At 64.5% G+C, this 19,284-nt stretch carries 15 protein-coding genes and 1 pseudogene; 7 read left to right on the top strand and 9 right to left on the bottom strand.

Annotation, left to right across the window (positions count from 1 at the left end; translation table 11 throughout):
• Positions 1–146: 146 nt before the first annotated feature.
• The 8 genes from QCE49_RS20150 to QCE49_RS20115 all read right to left on the bottom strand — a co-directional run bounded on the left by QCE49_RS20150 (position 147) and on the right by QCE49_RS20115 (position 8,462).
• Positions 147–1,148, bottom strand: a complete 1,002-nt coding sequence (locus tag QCE49_RS20150; protein WP_175983266.1) for an ABC transporter permease — start codon at positions 1,146–1,148, stop codon at positions 147–149.
• The gene (locus QCE49_RS20145) at positions 1,145–2,680 is read right to left on the bottom strand and encodes a sugar ABC transporter ATP-binding protein (protein WP_250460647.1); all 1,536 of its coding nucleotides are present in this window, start codon (positions 2,678–2,680) and stop codon (positions 1,145–1,147) included. Before QCE49_RS20145 ends, QCE49_RS20150 begins: the two co-directional genes overlap by 4 nt.
• Before the next feature lie 20 nt (positions 2,681–2,700).
• Positions 2,701–3,816: a sugar ABC transporter substrate-binding protein gene (locus QCE49_RS20140; protein WP_008347464.1), complete on the bottom strand. Its 1,116-nt coding sequence runs from the start codon at positions 3,814–3,816 to the stop codon at positions 2,701–2,703.
• Between the two features lie 74 nt (positions 3,817–3,890).
• Positions 3,891–4,562, bottom strand: coding sequence for an L-fuculose-phosphate aldolase (locus QCE49_RS20135; RefSeq protein WP_309806352.1), 672 nt, complete (start codon positions 4,560–4,562; stop codon positions 3,891–3,893).
• Entirely contained in the window at positions 4,559–5,638 is a 1,080-nt protein-coding gene (gene mtnA / locus QCE49_RS20130; protein WP_175983268.1) for an S-methyl-5-thioribose-1-phosphate isomerase, read from the bottom strand. Before mtnA ends, QCE49_RS20135 begins: the two co-directional genes overlap by 4 nt.
• Before the next feature lie 11 nt (positions 5,639–5,649).
• Positions 5,650–6,915, bottom strand: coding sequence for an S-methyl-5-thioribose kinase (mtnK, locus tag QCE49_RS20125; RefSeq protein WP_250460649.1), 1,266 nt, complete (start codon positions 6,913–6,915; stop codon positions 5,650–5,652).
• Positions 6,916–6,953: 38 nt separating this feature from the next.
• Positions 6,954–7,649: a GntR family transcriptional regulator gene (locus tag QCE49_RS20120; RefSeq protein ID WP_250460651.1), complete on the bottom strand. Its 696-nt coding sequence runs from the start codon at positions 7,647–7,649 to the stop codon at positions 6,954–6,956.
• A gap of 198 nt (positions 7,650–7,847) precedes the next feature.
• Positions 7,848–8,462: a DJ-1/PfpI family protein gene (locus tag QCE49_RS20115; protein WP_250460653.1), complete on the bottom strand. Its 615-nt coding sequence runs from the start codon at positions 8,460–8,462 to the stop codon at positions 7,848–7,850.
• 99 nt (positions 8,463–8,561) lie between these two features.
• Between QCE49_RS20115 and QCE49_RS20110 the strand changes: the two genes are divergently transcribed.
• From QCE49_RS20110 to QCE49_RS20100, 3 genes and pseudogenes are all read left to right on the top strand, one after another.
• A complete protein-coding gene (locus QCE49_RS20110) occupies positions 8,562–9,899 on the top strand; it encodes a PLP-dependent aminotransferase family protein (protein ID WP_250460656.1) in 1,338 nt (445 codons plus the stop codon).
• A gap of 437 nt (positions 9,900–10,336) precedes the next feature.
• Complete coding sequence (locus QCE49_RS20105) at positions 10,337–12,832, top strand: PAS domain S-box protein (protein ID WP_250460658.1); 2,496 nt, start codon at positions 10,337–10,339, stop codon at positions 12,830–12,832.
• Between the two features lie 202 nt (positions 12,833–13,034).
• Positions 13,035–13,232, top strand: a pseudogene (locus QCE49_RS20100) (thiolase C-terminal domain-containing protein); the annotation flags it as partial.
• Here QCE49_RS20100 and QCE49_RS20095 read toward each other — a convergent pair.
• Entirely contained in the window at positions 13,213–13,992 is a 780-nt protein-coding gene (locus QCE49_RS20095) for a DeoR/GlpR family DNA-binding transcription regulator (protein ID WP_008347445.1), read from the bottom strand. The pseudogene QCE49_RS20100 and the gene QCE49_RS20095 sit on opposite strands and share 20 nt — an antisense overlap.
• 263 nt (positions 13,993–14,255) lie before the next feature.
• On the opposite strand from QCE49_RS20095, the gene QCE49_RS20090 reads away from it, so the two are divergent.
• The 4 genes from QCE49_RS20090 to QCE49_RS20075 are packed head-to-tail and all read left to right on the top strand — an operon-like array spanning position 14,256 to position 18,969.
• On the top strand, positions 14,256–15,254 hold the full coding sequence (locus QCE49_RS20090) for a 2-keto-3-deoxygluconate permease (RefSeq protein ID WP_250460660.1): 999 nt from the start codon (positions 14,256–14,258) through the stop codon (positions 15,252–15,254).
• Positions 15,251–16,504 carry a four-carbon acid sugar kinase family protein gene (locus tag QCE49_RS20085; RefSeq protein ID WP_250460662.1) on the top strand — a complete coding sequence of 418 codons (1,254 nt, stop codon included), beginning with the start codon at positions 15,251–15,253 and terminating at the stop codon, positions 16,502–16,504. The genes QCE49_RS20090 and QCE49_RS20085 overlap by 4 nt, the downstream gene beginning before the upstream one ends.
• Positions 16,505–16,539: 35 nt before the next feature.
• Positions 16,540–17,541 carry a 4-hydroxythreonine-4-phosphate dehydrogenase PdxA gene (pdxA, locus tag QCE49_RS20080; RefSeq protein WP_008347439.1) on the top strand — a complete coding sequence of 334 codons (1,002 nt, stop codon included), beginning with the start codon at positions 16,540–16,542 and terminating at the stop codon, positions 17,539–17,541.
• Positions 17,542–17,589: 48 nt separating this feature from the next.
• On the top strand, positions 17,590–18,969 hold the full coding sequence (locus QCE49_RS20075; RefSeq protein ID WP_250460664.1) for a CoA transferase: 1,380 nt from the start codon (positions 17,590–17,592) through the stop codon (positions 18,967–18,969).
• Positions 18,970–19,284 lie beyond the last annotated feature (315 nt).

Genomic DNA, 19,284 nt, shown 5'->3' with positions numbered 1-19,284 from the left:
AAACCATGATCCTTACCAACTCAACCCTTGACGCTCAATACAGTTGCTTTCTTTGCAGCAGCAAAGAAAGTGACTGCCGCCCCGCACAGGGGCAACGCTAATAGACCGACACGACAGCGGGATCCGGCGATAAAAAGCAGAAACCATCAAACCTTTCTCCGCTGACTAAGCGCATCGAGCAAGACCGCGGCGAAGATGACACCGCCTTGAATGAACTGCGTCCAGAACGGATTCACCCCAAGAAGAGAGAGCCCAACATTGATGACCCCAATCAGCACGACACCGATAAAAGTCCCGACGATGGACCCACGCCCGCCCGCCAGCGAAGTCCCCCCAATCACAATAGCCGCGATAACCTGCAACTCCAGCCCATTAGCCGCCGAAGGCAAAGCGGAATTCAACCGCCCGGCGAGCACGATGCCTGCAATCGCCGCCGTCGCACCGGCAAGCATGTAAGTGAAAAACACCACGCGTCGAACCGGAATCCCGGCAAGCCGCGCCGCTTCCTGATTCCCGCCGACGGCGAACACCTGATGCCCGAACGTCGTCTTGCGCAGCAACACATGTCCAACGACGAACACGACGAGCATCACGACCATCGGCATAGGCAAGCCAGCAACGGTCTTCGCACCGAACATCGTGAACGCGTCAGGAAAATCGAACTTGGTGCGGCCATCGGAAATGGCGAGCGTCAGGCCACGCGCCATGGCCATCGCGGCAAGCGTGACGATGAACGGCACGAGCCTCAGCCACGAAATCACGAGCCCATTCAGCGCGCCCGCGAACGCGCCCACCGCGAGCGCCACGCACAACCCCGCAACGCCCAATCCGACCGCGCCCGGACTCGACCCCGCCATGACGGTCGCCGCGACCATCCCGCTCAACGCAACGAGCGATCCGACAGAAAGATCGATGCCGGACGTGATGATGACGAACGTCCCGCCCACCGCCGCGATGCCGACGACAGACACCTGCACCATGATGTTGGTCAGCGTGCTCGTCGTAAGAAACTCGGGCGATGCAATCGACAACGCAATACAGATGATGACGAGCGCCGCGAACAAAGGTCCGATGCCGCTCCTCAACTGACGGATCACACGGCGCGACAGCGCCTCCGTATCCGAACGATCGGCTGCCGTGGAGGTCATGCGCCTGCTCCTGTCGTTGCCCACTGAATGACCGTTTCCGAATCCGCCTTGTCGCGCGCGATCTCGGTCACGATGCTGCCGCGATACATCACCAGCACGCGATCCGACATGCCCAGCAACTCCGGCAGCTCCGAACTCACCATGACGACCGCCGCGCCCGCGCGCGCCATCGTCACCATGTGCGCGTAGATCTCCGACTTCGCGCCCACGTCGATGCCGCGCGTCGGTTCATCGAGCATGATGACGACCGGACTCGTCGCCGTCGCGCGGCCAAGAATCACCTTCTGCTGATTGCCGCCCGAAAGCGTTCCCGTGATCTGCAACACCGAAGACGCACGCACGCCGAAGCGCGCACTCGCTTCCTGCGCGAGCCTGCGCTTCTTCGCGCGGCTCACGAAGCCGCCGCTCGCCAGCGCCTTGAGGCTCGACAACGCGACGTTCTCTTCGATATTCGCCTCCAGCACCAGCCCTTCGAGCTTGCGATCCTCCGACGTATAGACAAGCCCATGACGCACGCCTTGCGTCGGCGAATGATTGCTGACCTTCTTCCCCTTGACGAGGATCTCGCCGCTCGTCACCGGCAACGCGCCGAAGATCGTCTTCAGCAGCTCGGTGCGCCCCGCACCCGCGATGCCCGCAATGCCGACGATCTCGCCCGCGCGCACCGTGAAGCTCGCATTGCGCAGAAGCGGCGCGCTCGCGAGATTGCGCACTTCGAGCACGACCGGACCATACTCGCGCGGCTCCCACGGATAGAACGATTCGAGATTGCGCGCGACCATCGCCTGCACGAGATCGGCTTCGGTCCATGCGGACATCGGGCGCGCGCCGACGGTCGCGCCATCGCGCATCACGACAGCGGAATCCGCAAGCTCGAACACCTCCTCCAGATGATGCGAGATGAAGATGATGCCCATGCCTTCCGCGCGCAGGCGGCGCACGACCGCATACAGATTCTCGATGTCGTGGCTTTGCAGCGCGGCAGTCGGTTCGTCCATCACGAGGATGCGCGCATCGCGTGCAATCGCCTTCGCCACTTCGACGAGTTGCCGCTTGTTCAACGGCAGATCGCCGAGCCGCATCCACGGCGGCACGTTGTCGAGGCCGACGCGCGCGAGCGCTTCGCGCGCCATCGTGTTCGCCTCGCGCATCATCACGAAGCCGTTGCGCGAAGGCATGCGGCCGAGGAACAGATTTTCGGCGACCGTCATGTCGTTGATGAGCGAAAGCTCCTGATAAATGACGGCCACGCCCGCATCGATTGCCGCATTCGTGCCACGCGCGAGCGGCATGCCGTCGATCTCGATCGTGCCTTCGTCGGGTTCATATGCGCCCGACAACACCTTCACGAGCGACGACTTGCCCGCCCCGTTCTCGCCGACGATCGCCATCACGTGACCCGCCTGCAACTCCAGGCTCACGCCACGCAGCGCCTTCACGCCGGGGAAGCTCTTGACGATGCCCTGCATGTGCAACAACGGCTTCGCCGCGTGCGAAGCCGTGTGCGCGAGTGCTGCCGTTTCGACTGTCATGTCGCGCGTTCCGGTTGGCCTTACTGCTTCACTTCCTCGGACCACAGGCCGTACTTCTTCACTTCGTCCGAATCGATGTTCGACTTGTCGATGAGCATCGTCGGCCACGCATAGTTCGCGGGCACGTCCTTCTTCGCGTTGTAATCCGCGATGAACTGCAGCGACTTCGCCGCCATCTGGATCGGGTTCTGCGAGATCGTCGCATCCTGCTTGCCCGCGCGAATCGCGGACAGCGCCTGCGCGGTGCCGTCCGCGCCGATCACGAGAATGTGCTCCTTGTCGCCCAGCGGCTTGTAGCGGCCCGCATTGTCGATGGCCTTTTCCGCGCCCACCGTGTTGTCATCGTTGGCGCCGAACACCGCATCGATCTGCGGGAATTTCTGCAGGATGCTCGTCATCGCGTTGAGCGACTTCTCCTGGTCGAACGCGCCTTCCTGACGCGCGACGACCTTGATGTTCGGATACTTCGCGATCTCTTCGCTGAAGCCCTTTTCGCGATCCGTCGCGGCGGTCGTGCCGACAAGACCGATCAGGTCGACCACGTTGCCCTTCTCTTCGCCATAGCGCTTCTTCAGTTGCTCGGCGATCCACTTCGCTCCCGTCTGCCCGAGCGCGACGTTATCCGATGCAACGAAGGACGTGACCTTGCCGCCATCCGATCCGCGATCGAGCGTGAAGACGGGTATGTTCATCGAGTTGGCTTTCTCGACAGCGGGAATGATCGCCTTCGAATCGATCGGATTCAGCACGAGCGCCGTCACGCCCTGACTCAGCAGATTGATCGCATCGTTGACCTGCTGCTGCGCGTCGCCGTTCGCGTTGGTCTGCACGAGCTCGAAGCCCTGATCCTTCGCGCCGCGCTCCACGCCCGCCTTCAATCCGACGAAAAACGCGTTGTTCAAAGTCGCGATCGAAAAGCCGATCTTCGTCTTGCCGCCCGCCGAGGTTGCGGCCGGCGCACTCGCCGGCGCGCTAGCCGCCGCGTTCGCGCCCGATGCCGCGTTGGTGCTGCTTGTCGACGACGAGTTGTCGCTCTTCGAGCATCCGCTCAACGCGGCCGCCGCGCAGAGCAACGCCGCGCCCGTGGATTTGCCGAACGTTCCCCAACTGTCGAATCTTGCCGAGCTCCAGGCCATGACTGTCTCCGTTGTACGAGTTGTTCAATGCGATTTGTTCTTGCGATGAGGCATCGCTTCCCGTCACGCGCGTATCAGCGATCCTCCGTATTGCGCTTGCCGTATGTCTTGAACTTCTCCAGCACTTCTTCCATCTGTTGATCGGAAAGCAAAGGCGGTGCGCCGATCTGCAACGCCAGCAGATATTGCTTCGCGAGCACTTCCACTTCATGCGCGAGCCACACGGCGCGCGAGAGATCGGTGCCGAGCGCGATCACGCCATGATGCGCGAGCAGACATGCGCGACGCTCGTCCAGCGCGGCAAGCGCGTGATCCGACAATGCCTGGCTGACGAAGATCGCATAAGGCGCGCAACGTATCGACTTGCCGCCCGCCGCCGCGACCATGTAATGCAGCGCGGGAATGTCGCGGCCATGAATGGCGAGCGCGGTCGCGGCGATCGAATGCGTATGCACGACCGCATGAATATCGTCACGCGCGCGCAGGATGTCGCGATGAATGCGCCATTCCGACGACGGCCGTGCGATGCGAAGAATGTCCGCATCGTCGGTAACGTCGAGCGGCAGCCAAACGATCTGCTGCTCGTCGAGCTCGCGCGCCGACACGCCGCTCGGCGTGACAAGAAAGCCATCGCGATACCGCGCGCTCACATTGCCCGATGTGCCCTGATTGATGCCGAGCCGCTCCATTTCGAGCGACGTATCGACGATCGCGCGGCGCAACGCGCTTTCATCGGCCGCGATCATGCGGCGGTCCCCTCTGCGTCGAACAGCGTGCGCAACGAGCGCTCGAACGGCGCGCGCACGATGCCGCGTTCCGTGATGAAGCCGCTGACGAGCGCATGCGGCGTCACGTCGAACGCGGGATTGCGCGCCTGCATCGCATCGGGCGCGATGCGTCGTCCGGCGAGATGCGTGATTTCCTCGGCGTCGCGCTCTTCGATTTCGATGCGCGATCCGCTTGCCGTTTGCAGATCGAGCGTCGATGAAGGACACGCGACATAGAACGGAATGCCGTAGTGATTCGCAGCGATGGCAAGTCCGAGCGTGCCGATCTTGTTGGCGAAATCGCCGTTCGCCGCGACGCGATCCGTCCCGACGATCACGAGATCGACGAGCCCTTGCGACATGATCGATGCGGCCGCGCTATCCATGATGAGCGTGACGTCGACGCCCGCCTGCTGCAGTTCGAACGCGGTAAGCCGCGCGCCTTGCAGAAGCGGACGCGTTTCATCGGCGTAGACCTTGAACGCGAGGCCCGCGCGACGCGCCGCATAGATCGGCGCGGTGGCCGTGCCGATGCCCGTCGTCGCGAGCGCGCCCGCATTGCAGTGCGTGAGCACGCCGATGCCTTCCCGTATCAACGGCATGCCATGCTCGCCAATGCCTTCGCACAGCGCGCGATCTTCATCGTGGATTCGCTTCGCTTCTTCGACGAGCGCCGCGTGAAGCGTCGCGCTATCTTTCGCGTCGATATCGCGTGCGTGACGCAGCATGCGCCGCACGCCCCAGCTCAGGTTCACCGCGGTAGGCCGCGCCGTTTCGAGCCAGTTCGCATGACGTTCCAGCTCCGCGCGATACAGCGCGACCGGAAGCGTCGTCGAATCACGCATCGCGATGCAAAGCCCGTACGCCGCCGCCACGCCGATAGCCGGCGCCCCGCGCACGCGCAACTCGCGGATGGCGCGCCATACCGCTTTCACGTCGGCGATGTTCTCCACGACGATCTCATGCGGCAGACGCGTCTGATCGAGCAGCAGCAGATCGCCGTCGCGCCATTCGATCGTCGGGGGAAGCGTGCTGAACAAGGGCTGCGAAGCCATGAAGTCTCCTGTCACATCGTCGCGGTGTCGCGCTGAATTTCGCGCGCGAGCATCGCGACCTGTTCGATATCGCCAAACGTCGCGCGTCCAACGAGCAACGCTTCCGCGCAACGCAGGCAACGCACTTCGATACGCGCGCGCGCCTCGGCATCCGGAATGCGCGTGATCTCCGCCACCTTCGCCATGCCGACGATGCGGCGAATCATCTTGCAGCCCGCGAAGCCCAGCGTATCCGCGAGCAAACGCCGCATGAAATGCGCGCGATACGCGCTGAGCGCGCGGCTTTCCGCTTGCCCGCCGATGAAGCGCCGCTTGCTGCGGCTCTCGTGATCGCGCCACAGTTCGAGGAACTGCGCGCTGAAGCCGGTCCAGATGCGCGTCATCTGTTCGAGCAGCCATTCCTGATACGCGACGGGATCGCGTCCGTCGATGCGGCCGTGCCAGTCGCGCGAGAAATATGCGAGCAGCAGATTCGCGATGAGCGCGCCGACGTCGAAGCCCATCGGTCCATAGAACGCGAACTCCGGATCGATCACGAAGGTTTCGTCTTCGTTGACCATGATCGAGCCGGTATGCAGATCGCCATGCAGCAAGGTCTCGGCGTGATTCATGAACGCCCACTTCATGTCGGCGGCCGCGATGCGCAAAGGCTCGTGCGTTCGCAACCTTTCGATCGCGGCCTTCGGCAAGGCGGGGCTATACATGTTCGACGGATGATCCTCGAACGGATACGTGAAGACGAGATCCTCGGTGATCTTGCATAACTCCGAGTTGACCGCGGCGCTCGCGGCCTGCTTCTTGATATCGGGCGCGAGAAAGAGATCGGAGCCGTAGAACAGCGTATGCGCGAGATAGCTCGACAGATGATTCGCGAGACGCGGATACGTCGTGCCATCCATCAGACCTTGACGCAGAATGCGATGCGACGCGAGATGCTGCATCACCATCAGAAAGCGCTTGCTGTCGGCGTGATAAACCTTCGGCACATGCTGCGGACACAGCGCGCCGAAGCGCCGCAACGCCGCGACTTCATGCTCCATGCGCTGACATGAAAGCGGCCACGTCTTGCCGACGAGCCGCAGGAACGGCGGCGCCTGCTTGACGACGACACTGCGCTGCGGCGTCTTCGCGTTGGTCACGAAGTACACATAGTTCAGATTGCCATCGCCGACTTCGACGACTTCGAGATCGTCGGGCTCGCCCAGCAAGGCGCGCACGTCGGGCACGCCGCCGAGATAGGCAGCGAGTTCCTGCGCGGTGAAAGCTTCAAACTCCATCGGTGTCTCCTCCGATGTTGCCCGTGCGCGCATCGCAGTCAGCGACGCTTGCGCACCAGATCGAACTTGAAGATGCTCGTGTTGTAGTAGTCGTTGCTATAGCAAAGCGGCTCGCCGCTCTGATCGAAATCCACTTCGTCCAGCAGCAGAAACAGACCGAAACCGTCGCCCAGTTCGGGCAGATCGCGCGGCGTGAGAATGGTCGACTGTATCGACGTATGTGTATGCGACAGCCGCCGTCCCGTGCGCTCGAACATGCCGAAAAGCGATTCGCCCAGATCGCCTTCGGCCGCATCGAACACGCGCTTCGGGATCGTGTCGATGCAATACGCGGCGATGGCGTCGTCCGCGCGCCGCACGCGCTCGATTCGCACGCATGGATCGCCGGGCCTGATCGCGAGCTTTTCCGCGAGACTTTCCGATGCGGCGACGGTGTCCGTGTGGATGCGACTCGTCGATGGCACTGCGCCCACGCTGCGAATCATGTCCGTCACCGACATCAGATCATCGAGTCCGCCGTGCAGCTTCAGCGAAATTTGTCTGATGAAGGTGCCCTTGCCTTGCTGACGCGACAGCAAGCCATGCGAGATCATCTGCGCGACCGCTTCGCGCAAGCTCGACCGTCCGACGCCGAGCAGCTCGCAAAGCTCTATTTCAGTGGGAATCTGGTCGCCGGGCTTGAGCTTGCGCTCGCGGATCATCGTGAGGAGCGACTCCTGGATCTTGTCGCTCATCGATCGCTCGACGCTCAGTCGCATGAGGCTCTCTCGGATGACAGTCCATGAAATATACATCAGACGTCTGATGTTTCCGTAGGGACTTTCCCGAAGCGTTTACTGCTTTGTACAGGCGGTTTTCTTTGCGCGTGTGCAGCATGAAAAAGCCCGCCGCGCGCAATGCGACGGGCTTTGCAGTGCACGATTTTTCGCCGCTCAGGCGAGCCAGGCGACGTCGATGTAAGGCGCGATGTTTTTCATCGCGCGCTCGACGTAGGCTTCCTTTTCGCCGACGGGCGCGACGTAATGCATTGCACTGCGCGCCGCTTCGACGCCTTCGAACCGCGCGATCACCCACGCCGCGAGATATTGCGATGCGAGGCACCCACCCGCCGTCGCGACATTGCCGTTTGCGACGAACGGCTGATCGAGCGTGCGCACGCCCGCTTCCTCGACCCACGGCTTGGTCGTCAGATCGGTGCAGGCGGGGACGTCCCGAAGAAGTCCGAGCTTCGCGAGGACGAGCGTGCCCGAGCATTGCGCCGCCAGCAACTGACGCGCGGGATCGAGCCTGATGCGCGCCATCAGCGATTGATCCGCGACGACTTCGCGCGTGAGCATGCCGCTGCCGACGATCACGGCATCGGCCTGCGCGGCGTCTTCGAGCGTGGCTTGTGCTTTGAGCACGACGCCGTTCATCGAACGCGCTTCGTCCGATGGACATGCAATCGACACCTTCCAGCCAGGCTTTTTCACGCGATTGAGAATGCCGAGCGCGATCAGTGAGTCGAGTTCGTTGAAGCCGTCGAACGTGAGAATGGCGATATGCATGTTGTTCTCCTTTCATCGCATGGAACGCATGAGTGCATGCTACGGCGCGAGACGAATACAATCAAACAATTGTCATGGATACATCGGGAATGGGCGCTCATGCCGAAACCACCGCGCTACAAGCAGATCGTCGACAGGTTCGTCGATGACATTCGTTCCGGCCGCCTCAAGCCCGGCACGCGTCTGCCGACGCATCGCGAGCTGGCCGCGCGCGAGCGGCTCGGCATCGTGACCGCGACGCGCGTGTATGCCGAACTGAACGCGATGGGACTCGTCAGCGGCGAAACGGGACGCGGTACGTTCGTGAAGGAAACGACGCTTTCTCGAGCGCTCGGCATCGATCAGGTCGCGATCGCCGCGGACATGGTCGACCTCAACTTCAACTACCCCACGCTCGCCGGCCAGGCGGAACTGTTGCGCAGTGCGTTGCGGCAGTTGTCATCGGCGGGCGATCTGGAAGCGCTGTTGCGCTATCAGCCGCATGGCGGACGCGCACGCGATCGGGCGACGGTCGCGCGTCATCTCGCGCGCCGTGGTCTCGATGTGAGCGCGGATCGCGTGATGCTCGTCGATGGCGCGCAGCACGGCCTCGCCACGACGGTCACGGCGCTCTTGAAACCCGGCGATGTGGTCGCGGTCGATACGCTGACCTATCCCGGCTTCAAGCTGCTCGCCGACGCGCACCGGATCGAACTCGCGCCGATACGCGCATCGGGCACGGGCCCCGATCCCGACGCGCTCGAGGCGTTGTGCAAGCGGCGCCGCGTGCGCGCGGTCTACACGATGCCGACGCTGCACAATCCGCTCGGCTGGGTGATGACGGCGACGCGGCGCAGGCAACTGGCAGCGCTTGCGCGCAGGCATGGCTTTTTCATCATCGAGGATGCGGCCTATGCCTTCCTCGCCGATGACGCGCCGCCGCCGCTCGCCGCGATCGCGCCGGAACTGACGGTGTACGTATGCGGCTTTTCGAAGAACGTGGCGACGGGACTGCGTGTCGGCTATGTCGTCGCGCCATCCGAATGGGTGCCGAAGATCGAGCGCGCCATCCGCGTGACGACGTGGAACACGCCGGGCGTCATGACGGCCATCGCGTGCGGCTGGCTCGCGGACGGCACGGTCGAGAGACTCGAAGCGGAAAAGCGCGCGGATGCGTCGATGCGCCAACTCATCGCGGCGCGTGCGTTGGGGCGTTTGAAGCGCGTGACGCATCCGGCGTCGTACTTTCTGTGGCTGCCGATGCCCGAGGAAGTGCGCGCGGATCGCATCGCGGCGGCGCTGATGGAAGAGCGGATTTCGGTATCGACGGCCGAGCCGTTTTGCACGGCGGCGCAGGTGCCGCATGCGCTGCGGCTGGCGCTGGGATCGGTGGATGTGGCGACGTTGGGCGACGCGTTGGGGCGCGTCGCGGAAGTCGTGGCGAGGTATGCGTATTGAATCTGAAGCAACCGCAAAAGCAATAGCGTAATAATCGCCCAATAAACCAATTCCGCGAACCGCATTTTCCGGATAACGAAATAAACCATCCGCCGCGAGGGGTACATTCCCGCATCGCAAATCCGAACGCGCGAAAGAAAGCAAGCCGAATTTACCGCCATCCGCCCATCGGCACGGAATTAATACTCACGCAATAAATCCGCGAATGCGCAACCGGTCATTTGTCGTACTTATGCCCATAACGCCTTACGATCCAGTCAATAATCCCCGGCATGCCGCCCCGACGCGCTTCATCGGCGGCCCAAGCCTCTAAAAATCTTCTCGAACAGCAAACGATTGCGGCCGTATTTGTGTTCCAATTGAGCGATTAATCCGTCGCAAAAAACCCGATATCTCCGCGACTCGAAGATCGCGAATCCATCGATTGGAAATACCCTATGCGGACTCAATACGAGGCGTCGACACCGGAAAAGAAAATCAAGGCGGAACATACGCGTCAGGCGCATTTCCAGCGATGGTTCGCCACGTTCGCCAGCCTCGCCCATTCGCGGCTCCCGCTTAACGCTTATCTGCAGAAAGTCACTGACACGCTGAGAGAAGTCGCGGGCGTCGCGTCCGCCGTCGTGGAATGGATCGAGGGCGACACGCTCCACTACCGCGCGGCAAGCGGCAAGGCGGCGGCGCACATCGGCGTGCGGCTGCCCACGGCCGGCAGTCTGTCCGGGCTTTGCATCACGCGCCAGCAAGCGCTCATCTGCCGCAATTCGGCGACGGATCATCGCGTCGACCGCGCGGCGTGCAAAGCCGTCGGCGCCGTGTCGATGGTCGTCGCGCCCGTCGTCTACGAAGGCCGCTCGGTCGCCGTGCTGAAGCTCATCTCCGGTGAAGTCGACTATTTCGGACATTCGGACATCAGCATCCTCGATGCGTTTTGCGCGTGCATCGCGGAAACCATCGCGCGCGAGGAGATCGCGCAGGAAAATCGCGCGCTGCTGCGGGAGAAAGCCAGCGTCGCCGCGGATCTCTCCGTCGAGTCGTCGCTGCGCATCGAATACGAGAAGAAGCTCGCCGACGCCCTGCGCCGCCGTCAGACCGTGCTCGACAACGCGCACGTCGCATTCGTATCGATGGACGAAGCCGGCATGGTCGTCGAATGGAACGAGGCCGCGAGCGTGCTTTTCGGCTGGAAACATCGCGAAGTCGCGGGCCGGGAACTCGCGTCGTTCATCGTGCCGGAACGCTTTCGCGACGCACACCGCACGGGCCTCACGCGCTATCTCGCGACGGGCGAGGCGCGCATCATCAACACGCGCGTCGAGTTGCCCGCGCTGCGCCGCGACGGCAGCGAGTTCGCCGCCGAGCTGACGATCAGCGAAGTCTGGTACGAAGGCCAGCGCCAGTTCGCGTGCTTCGTGCACGACATCACCGACCGGCACGTCGCGAACGAGGCGAACGAACGGCTGCGCCTGCTCATCGATTCGGTGAGCGACTACGCGATCTGCATGCTCGACCAGAACGGCTACGTGCGCTCGTGGAACGAAGGCGCGCGCGAGATCTACGGCTTCACGGCGGCCGAAGCGATCGGCCGGCATTTCGCGCTTTTCTACACCTCGGACGAACACGGCCGCGACCGTCCGACCGACGATCTCGCGCTCGCCGCGAAGCGCGGCCGCGTCGAACACGAGGACTGGCACGTTCGCAAGGACGGCACCGAGTTCTGGGCGCACGTCATGCTGAGCGCGCTGCCCAACAAGAACGGCGGCGCGCAAGGCTTCGTCAAGATCACGCGCGACATGACCGCGCGGCGGCGTCTCGAAGAACTCGAAGCGTCGAGCCGGCGCATGAACGAGTTCCTCGCGCTGCTCGGCCACGAGTTGCGCAATCCGCTCGCGCCGATCCGCAACGCGGTCAGCATCCTCAAGCTGAAATCGTCCGACGACGCCGACGTGATCCGCAGCCGTCAGATCGTCGACCGCCAGCTCGCGCATCTGACGAAGCTCGTCGACGATCTGCTCGAAGCGGGGCGCGTCAGCTCGGGCAAGATCCGTCTTTCGACGGACATCGTCGATATCGCGGATGTCGTGCACCTGAGCGTCGAGGCGAGCCAGCCATCGTTCGACGAGCGCGGACAGCGCATCGACATTCAGGACAGCGGCCAGCCGCTTTTCGTCAACGGCGATCCGACGCGGCTCGTGCAGGCGCTCAACAATCTGCTCAACAACGCGTCGAAATTCAGCCCGCACGGCTCGACCATCACGCTCGAAGTCGGCCCGCGCGGGGGCACGGTGCTGGTGCGCGTCATCGACGAAGGCCGCGGCATCTCGCCCGAAGCGCTCGGCACCGTGTTCGATCTGTTCGTGCAGGAGCATCCGCCGGGCGCGCATGCCGACGAAGGCGGGCTCGGCATCGGCCTCACGCTCGTGCGCGCGATCGCGGAACTGCACGGCGGCCACGTCGAGGCGAAAAGCGGCGGCGCCGGACGAGGCAGCGCGTTCTCGCTGTGGCTGCCGCTCGCCGAGCCGCCCGCGCGCGGCACGCCTGCGAGCGGCACGCCGGCCGCTACGGCGGGACGTCAGCTCGATGTGCTCGTCGTCGACGACAATCGCGATTCCGCCGACAGCATGACGCTGCTCGTCGACATGCTCGGCCACAACGCGCGCGCCGCCTACGACGGGTCGCACGCGCTCGAATCGTTCGAAGCGGCGCGGCCGCAGGTCGTGCTGCTCGATCTGTCGATGCCCGGCCTGACGGGTTTCGACGTGATCCGCTGCATGCGTGACGATGGCAAGCACGTCATCGTCGCGGCGATGACGGGCCTCGGCTCCGACGAGGACATGGCCCGCACGCGCGCCGCCGGTTTCGACGCGCATCTCGTCAAGCCGGTAGATCTTCCGGAGCTGGAGCGCGTGCTGGCGCTGGCGGGGCGCGTCTGACGCGTTGCGGCGCGCCCGGCACGGCGCGCACGCGCGCGGGCGTTTTCGTCAGCGGATATGGCTGCTTCAGCACGGCCAGAACCTGCCGTTCGCATCGCGCGGACGAGAGCACGTCGGCGAGGAAATCGCTGTCGTCGAGAAATTCGTCGACGCGCATCGCCGGCGCGGCGCCCGCGATTGCCCTCGCCGCCGTCGCTTTCGGCCGAACGGCGGATTGCTTTCGCGCGGTCATCCGGTCGGCGCGACCGGGCTCGCGCAGATCGTCGAGTTGACGCAGCAGTTGCGCGGCCGGGCGGGCGCGCGGCAACGGCCAGGCGCGAAAGTCGCGCTCGCCGAGCATAACGGCGGTCAGCTCGCAGGCGATTCCGCCGTCGCGCTGGTCACGATTCTTTCGACGTAACCTGCGCCGTCTCCACCGTCACATTCCCCCGCTCTTCGAAGCGCGCGAGCACCGGCGCTTCGGCCCATGCATCGGTGACGAGCGTCCAGTTGCGTTCCAGCGGCGTCCAGTGCTGCTGATTCGCGCGCTCCAGCTTGTTCGACGTGACGAGCACGAACACGCCCGCCGCCTGGCCCGCGATGCATTCCTTCAGAAACGCCTGCTCCGCCGTCGCTTCGCACAGCCCGCGGCCCGCGACGACACCATCCGCGCCGAGAAACGCCTTGTCGAACGTGACGCGCGTGAGCGCCACCTGCGCGATCGGTCCGAGCGTGCTCATGCTCGATGGCCGCACGTCGCCGCCGATCAGCGTCACGCGCACATCCGCCGCCGCGAGCGTGTTCACCGCCAGCAGATTGTTCGTCACGACGTGAATCTCGGTGCGCCCGGCGAGGCAGCGCGCGAGCGCGGCGGTCGTCGTGCCGCCGTCGAGAAAGATCGTGTCGCCGTCCTGAACGTGACGCGCCGCCGCGCGCGCGATCGCTTCCTTCTGCTCGCGATAGCTCTCGCGCCGCGTATCGAGCGATTCTTCCGGCTCGTGCATCCCGACCGACGCCGCGCCGCCATACGTGCGCACGATGCGCCGTTCGTCGGCGAGCGCGCGCAGGTCGCGGCGCACCGTCGCCTCCGACATGCCGAAGTGCTCGCACAGCGCGGCGACATCGTTCATGCCGGAGAGCACGGCCTTCAACATGGCTTCGCGGCGTTTCTCGACTTTCATCCTGTTCCTTTCTTTTGACGGTTCTGGCGGCGACGCACAGTGTAGCGAACCGGCCGGGTCCGTCGAATGCTCGCGGTTCGTGTCGAGCGCACGGCCGATATTTTGATCGATTTGGTCATTCGAGCAGTCGGAATGATCGACATCGATCAGAGTAAACGCCTAGAACGACCAAATTGCGCAAAACAAACGGGAGGACTACACTGCGATTTGATCGATTCGATCAATCGATGATCGAATCGGACAAAGACCACTCAGGAGACTTCATGGCTCAACTTCACATCAAGCGCGCCGTCGAGCGCGTTCCTGGCGGGATGATGATCGTCCCGTTGCTCATCGGCTCGCTGATCGCGACGTTCATGCCGGGCATGCCGAAGTTCTTCGGCTCGTTCACGAACGCGCTCTTCACCGGCGCGCTGCCGATTCTCGCGGTGTTCTACGTATGCATGGGCGCCAGCATCGACGTGAAGGCGACGCCTTATCTGCTGAAGAAAGGCGGCGCGCTGTTCGTGACGAAGGTCGGCACGGCAATCATCGCGGGCATCGTGCTCGGGCATTTCCTGGGCGAGCAGCCGATTTCATCGGGACTGTTCGCGGGCATTTCGACGCTCGCCGTCGTCGCCGCGATGAACGACACCAACGGCGGCCTCTACATGGCGCTGATGGGCCAGTACGGCCGCTCGGAAGACGTGGGCGCGTACACGATCATGTCGCTCGAATCGGGCCCGTTCCTGACGATGGTCACGCTCGGCGTCGCCGGTTTGTCCGCGTTTCCGTGGCCGACGCTCGTCGGCAGCATTCTGCCGCTCGCGGTCGGCATGCTGCTCGGCAATCTCGATCGCGAGATGCGCGAGTTTCTCGGCCGCGCCGTCCCGGTGATGATTCCGTTCTTCGCGCTGGCGCTCGGCGCGAGCCTCGACCTGCACAAGGTCTGGCAAGCCGGTTTGCTCGGCATCGGACTGGGTTTCGCGGTCGTCATCGTGACGGGCATTCCGCTCTATTTCGCGGATCGTCTGACGGGCGGCACGGGCGTGGCGGGCGCGGCGGCAGCGAACACCGCGGGCAACGCGGCGGCCGTTCCGGCGCTGATCGCGGCGGCGAATCCGGTGTACAACGAGGCGGCCAAGTCGGCGACGCTGCTCGTCGCGGCGTGCGTCGTCGTGACGGCGATCGTGTCGCCGATATTGACCGCATCCATCGCGAAACGCGTGAACGCTCGGCGCGGTGCGGGTTCGTCCGCGAAGGCTCGGGGGGCCACGCAATGAAGAGTTTGCTGATCGTCGCCGACGATCTGTCGGGCGCGGCCGATTGCGCGATCGCGTTCGCGGCGGCGGGCCGCAAGACGGTCGTGTCGCTCGACGCGGGCGCATCGGACGCGAACGCGACCGTCGTCGCCGCCGACACCGACACGCGCCGCCTCGCGCCCGCCGACGCCGCGAAGCGCACGGCCGACGCGTGGCACGCGTTGCGCGCGCCGGGCCGGCGTCTCTACAAGAAGATCGATTCGACGTTGCGCGGCAACTGGGCCGCCGAAGTCGCGGCGCTGACGCGCGTCGCCGGTCCGGCGATCGTCACGCCCGCGTTTCCCGCGACGGGCCGCACGGTGCGCGATGCGCGCGTGTTCGTGCGCGGCGTGCCGCTCGAAGACACGGAAACGTGGCAGCTCGAACACGCCGGGCAGCATGCCGGCTTGCGCGAGTTGCTGGACGCGGTCGGCCTGCGCGCCGCGCATGTTCCGCTCGATGCGTTCCGCGCCGCGCCGCAGGAAGTCGCGCTGATGATCGCGTCGGCGGCGGCGTCGGGCAATGGCATCGACGCGATCATCGTCGATGCCGAAACCAGCGACGATCTCGCATCGCTCGCACGCGTGAGCGCTTCCGTCGATGAGCCGTTCTTCTGGGTCGGCTCCGGCGGACTCGCCCGCGAACTCGCCGCGCTGCCCGATCTCTTCGATACCGACGCTTCCACGCAGTCGGCGAGCATTATCGAACCGGCGCAAGGCCCGATTCTCGCGCTCGTCGGCAGCCTGTCGGCCATCTCCGAACGTCAATGCGCGCTGCTGTGCGCCGAAGCCGGCGTGTGCGAAATGATCGTGCCGCCCGCCGTGTTGCGCGACGGCGCGCGTCATCCGCAATGGCAGACGTGGAGCGCGCGCATCGGCGACGCGGTGCGCGGCAAGGAAGACGCGATCGTGCGAATCGGCCGCGACGACGCGTTCGATCCCGCCGAGGGCGCGCGCTTGTCGAACGCGCTCGCCGCGCTCGTCGCGCCGCATTTCGATGCGCTCGGCGGGCTGATCGCGACCGGCGGCGAAACGGCGCGCGCGATGCTCGCCGCCGCGAACGTCGGCAGCCTCGAACTCGTGCGCGAAATCGAAGCGGGCGTCGCGCTCGGACGGCCATCGAACGGCAAAGGGCCGTCGGTCGTCACCAAGGCCGGCGCGTTCGGCAGCGAGCACGCGCTGCTCGGCGCGTACCTGCATTTGCGCGGCGCGGATATTCCCATCGCGCGTTGAAGCGCGTTGAAAACAGACATCACCAGACGAAAATCATGAGCAACTATCTCCCCGTAATCGGCATCACGATGGGCGACGCAAGCGGCGTCGGACCGGAAGTCGTCGTCAAGAGCCTCGCGCACGACGCGGTCTACAAGCAGTGCCGTCCGCTCGTGATCGGCGATGCGCGGCGTCTCGAACGCGCCAACGAAATCGTCGGCGGCAAAGCGACGGTGCGGCGCATCAAGGACGCGACCGAAGCGCGCTACGAGCCGGGCGTGATCGACTGCATCGACCTCGGTCTCATCCCCGACGACCTGCCCTTCGGCGAACTGTCGGCCGTTGCGGGCGATGCGGCTTACCAGTACATCGCGCGCGCCGTGGAACTGGCGCAGGCGAATCAGATCGACGCGATCTGCACCGCGCCGCTCAACAAGGAAGCGCTGCACGCGGGCGGCCACAAGTTTCCGGGCCACACGGAAATGCTCGCGCATCTGACGGGCGTGGAAGAAGTGTCGATGATGCTCGTCGCGCCGCAATTGCGCGTGATTCACGTGACGACGCATATCGGCATCATCGATGCGATCCGCAAGATCGAGCCGGGTCTCGTGCAACGCACGATCGAGCGCGGCAACGCGACGCTCGTGAAGGCGGGCATCGCGAAGCCGCGCATCGGCGTGTGCGGGATCAATCCGCACGCGGGCGAGAACGGTCTGTTCGGTTACGGCGAGGAAGAGGAAAAGATCATTCCCGCGGTGAAGCTCTTGCAGGAACGCGGCCTCGATGTGACCGGCCCGCTGCCCGCCGATACGCTGTTCTATCGCGCGGGGCGTGGCGACTTCGATCTCGTCGTCGCGATGTATCACGATCAGGGTCACGGTCCGGTGAAGGTGCTCGGTCTCGAAGCGGGCGTGAACGTGACCGTCGGTCTGGATGTGATCCGCACGTCGGTCGATCACGGCACGGCGTTCGATATCGCGGGCAAGGGCATCGCCGATGAAGGCAGCATGCTCGAAGCGCTGCGTCAGGGCGCGGAGCTGGCGACGCGGCGTCAATGACGCATATGGCGTGATAATGGGCGCTCCATCGACTCAGGAGCGCCCGACATGACTTCCTCTCTCGATACGCTGCGCAGCCTATGGCGCATCGCCGGCTTGCCCGACGATGCGCTTTCTTTCATCGACCTTCCGGGTCGCGATCCGGTTTTCCCTTCCAGTTTCGCTGTCGGCACGGCGGCGCAGGCGACCATCGGCGCGGCGGCGCTCGCGGCGTGCGAGCTTGGTTTCGCGCGCGGCGTGGAGCGGCAGCGCGTGTCCGTCGACATGACGCACGCGGCGGTCGAATGCACCGGCGCGTTCACGGTGGACGGCAAGGAGCCGGAGACATGGGGACGCTTCTCCGGTCTCTATCGATGCGCCGATGGCTACGTGCGGATTCATGCGAACTTCGAACATCATCAGGATGGCGCGCTGCGTCTACTCGGGCTCGATCCGCGCACCGCGACGCGTGAGGACGCCGAACGCGCGCTGCTTTCGTGGCGCGCGGGCGACTACGAGAACGCGGCGGCGGAGCGCGGTCTCGTCGTGACGATGCTGCGGACGTTCGACGAATGGGATGCGACGCCGCAGGGCCAGGCTATCGCCGTGCAGCCGTTGATGACGATCACGCGTATCGGCGATGCGCCCGCGCTTGCGTTGCCTTCTTTATCGGCGGATGCGCGTCCGCTCGATGGCCTGCGCGTGCTCGATTTCACGCGCATTCTCGCGGGGCCGGTCGGCGGGCGCGCGCTCGCCGCGTTCGGCGCGGACGTGATGCTCGTGAACGGACCGCATCTGCCGAATATTCCGGCTATCGCGGATACGAGCCGCGGAAAACGATCGGCGCTGCTCGATCTTCGGTCGCCTTCGGATCGCGAGACGCTCTGGCATCTCATCGATGACGCGCATGTGTTCGCGCAGGGGTATCGGCCGGGCGGGATCGCGTCGCTGGGATTCGGGCCGGATGAAGTGGCGCGGCATCGGCCGGGCATCGTTTATACGTCGTTGAGCGCGTATGGCGCCGAGGGACCGTGGGCCGCGCGACGCGGTTTCGATTCGCTCGTGCAGACCGCGATGGGCTTCAACGCGGCGGAGGGAGAAGCAGCCGGCGAGAGCAAGCCGCGCGTCTTGCCGATGCAGATGCTCGACATGGCGAGCGGATTTTTGATGGCGTTCGGCGCGGCGGCGGCGCTGTGGAAGCAGCAGCGTGAGGGCGGAAGCTGGCATGTGGAGGTTTCGCTCGCGCAGACGGGACATTGGTTGCGCGGGCTCGGGCGTGTGGACGGCGGGTTCGCTATCGCAAAGCCGGATCTCGCGCCGTATATGGAGCGGTATGAATCGGGATTCGGTGCGTTGATGGCGGTGCGGCCGAGCGCGCAACTTGCGCGGACGCCGGCGGGGTATGCGAGGGAATCGGCGCCGCCGGGGACGGCGCAGGCGCGGTGGTGAGGGGTGGGCTTGCGCAGTCGAGCGAGTAACGACGGTCGATGGACCGCTTGGTCGACGGAGTCCTTACTTGTATTCAGATAAGTCTCCTTGCGCTCACTGTGATGTCCATCTAAAAGTCGTGGTCAGTGTCAACTCTCGGCCGATCGTCAGGCATTCCGCCTGACATCCCCGATTTCGCACGGATCACGCAATGGAAGCACAAGCAAAGCGATCCACCGCCCTCGCGCGCTGGATCACGGGCAGGCAGAACTACTATCTCAAGGTGCGAGGCGCACCGCCGAGCGATGGCCTCTCGATCATCTCCGTCAAGGCGAT

Source organism: Caballeronia sp. LZ008 (assembly GCF_031451435.1).
GTDB classification, from domain to species: domain Bacteria; phylum Pseudomonadota; class Gammaproteobacteria; order Burkholderiales; family Burkholderiaceae; genus Caballeronia; species Caballeronia zhejiangensis.
The sequence above is the reverse complement of the archived record's forward strand: the minus strand, read 5'-3'. Positions and strand labels throughout refer to the sequence as shown.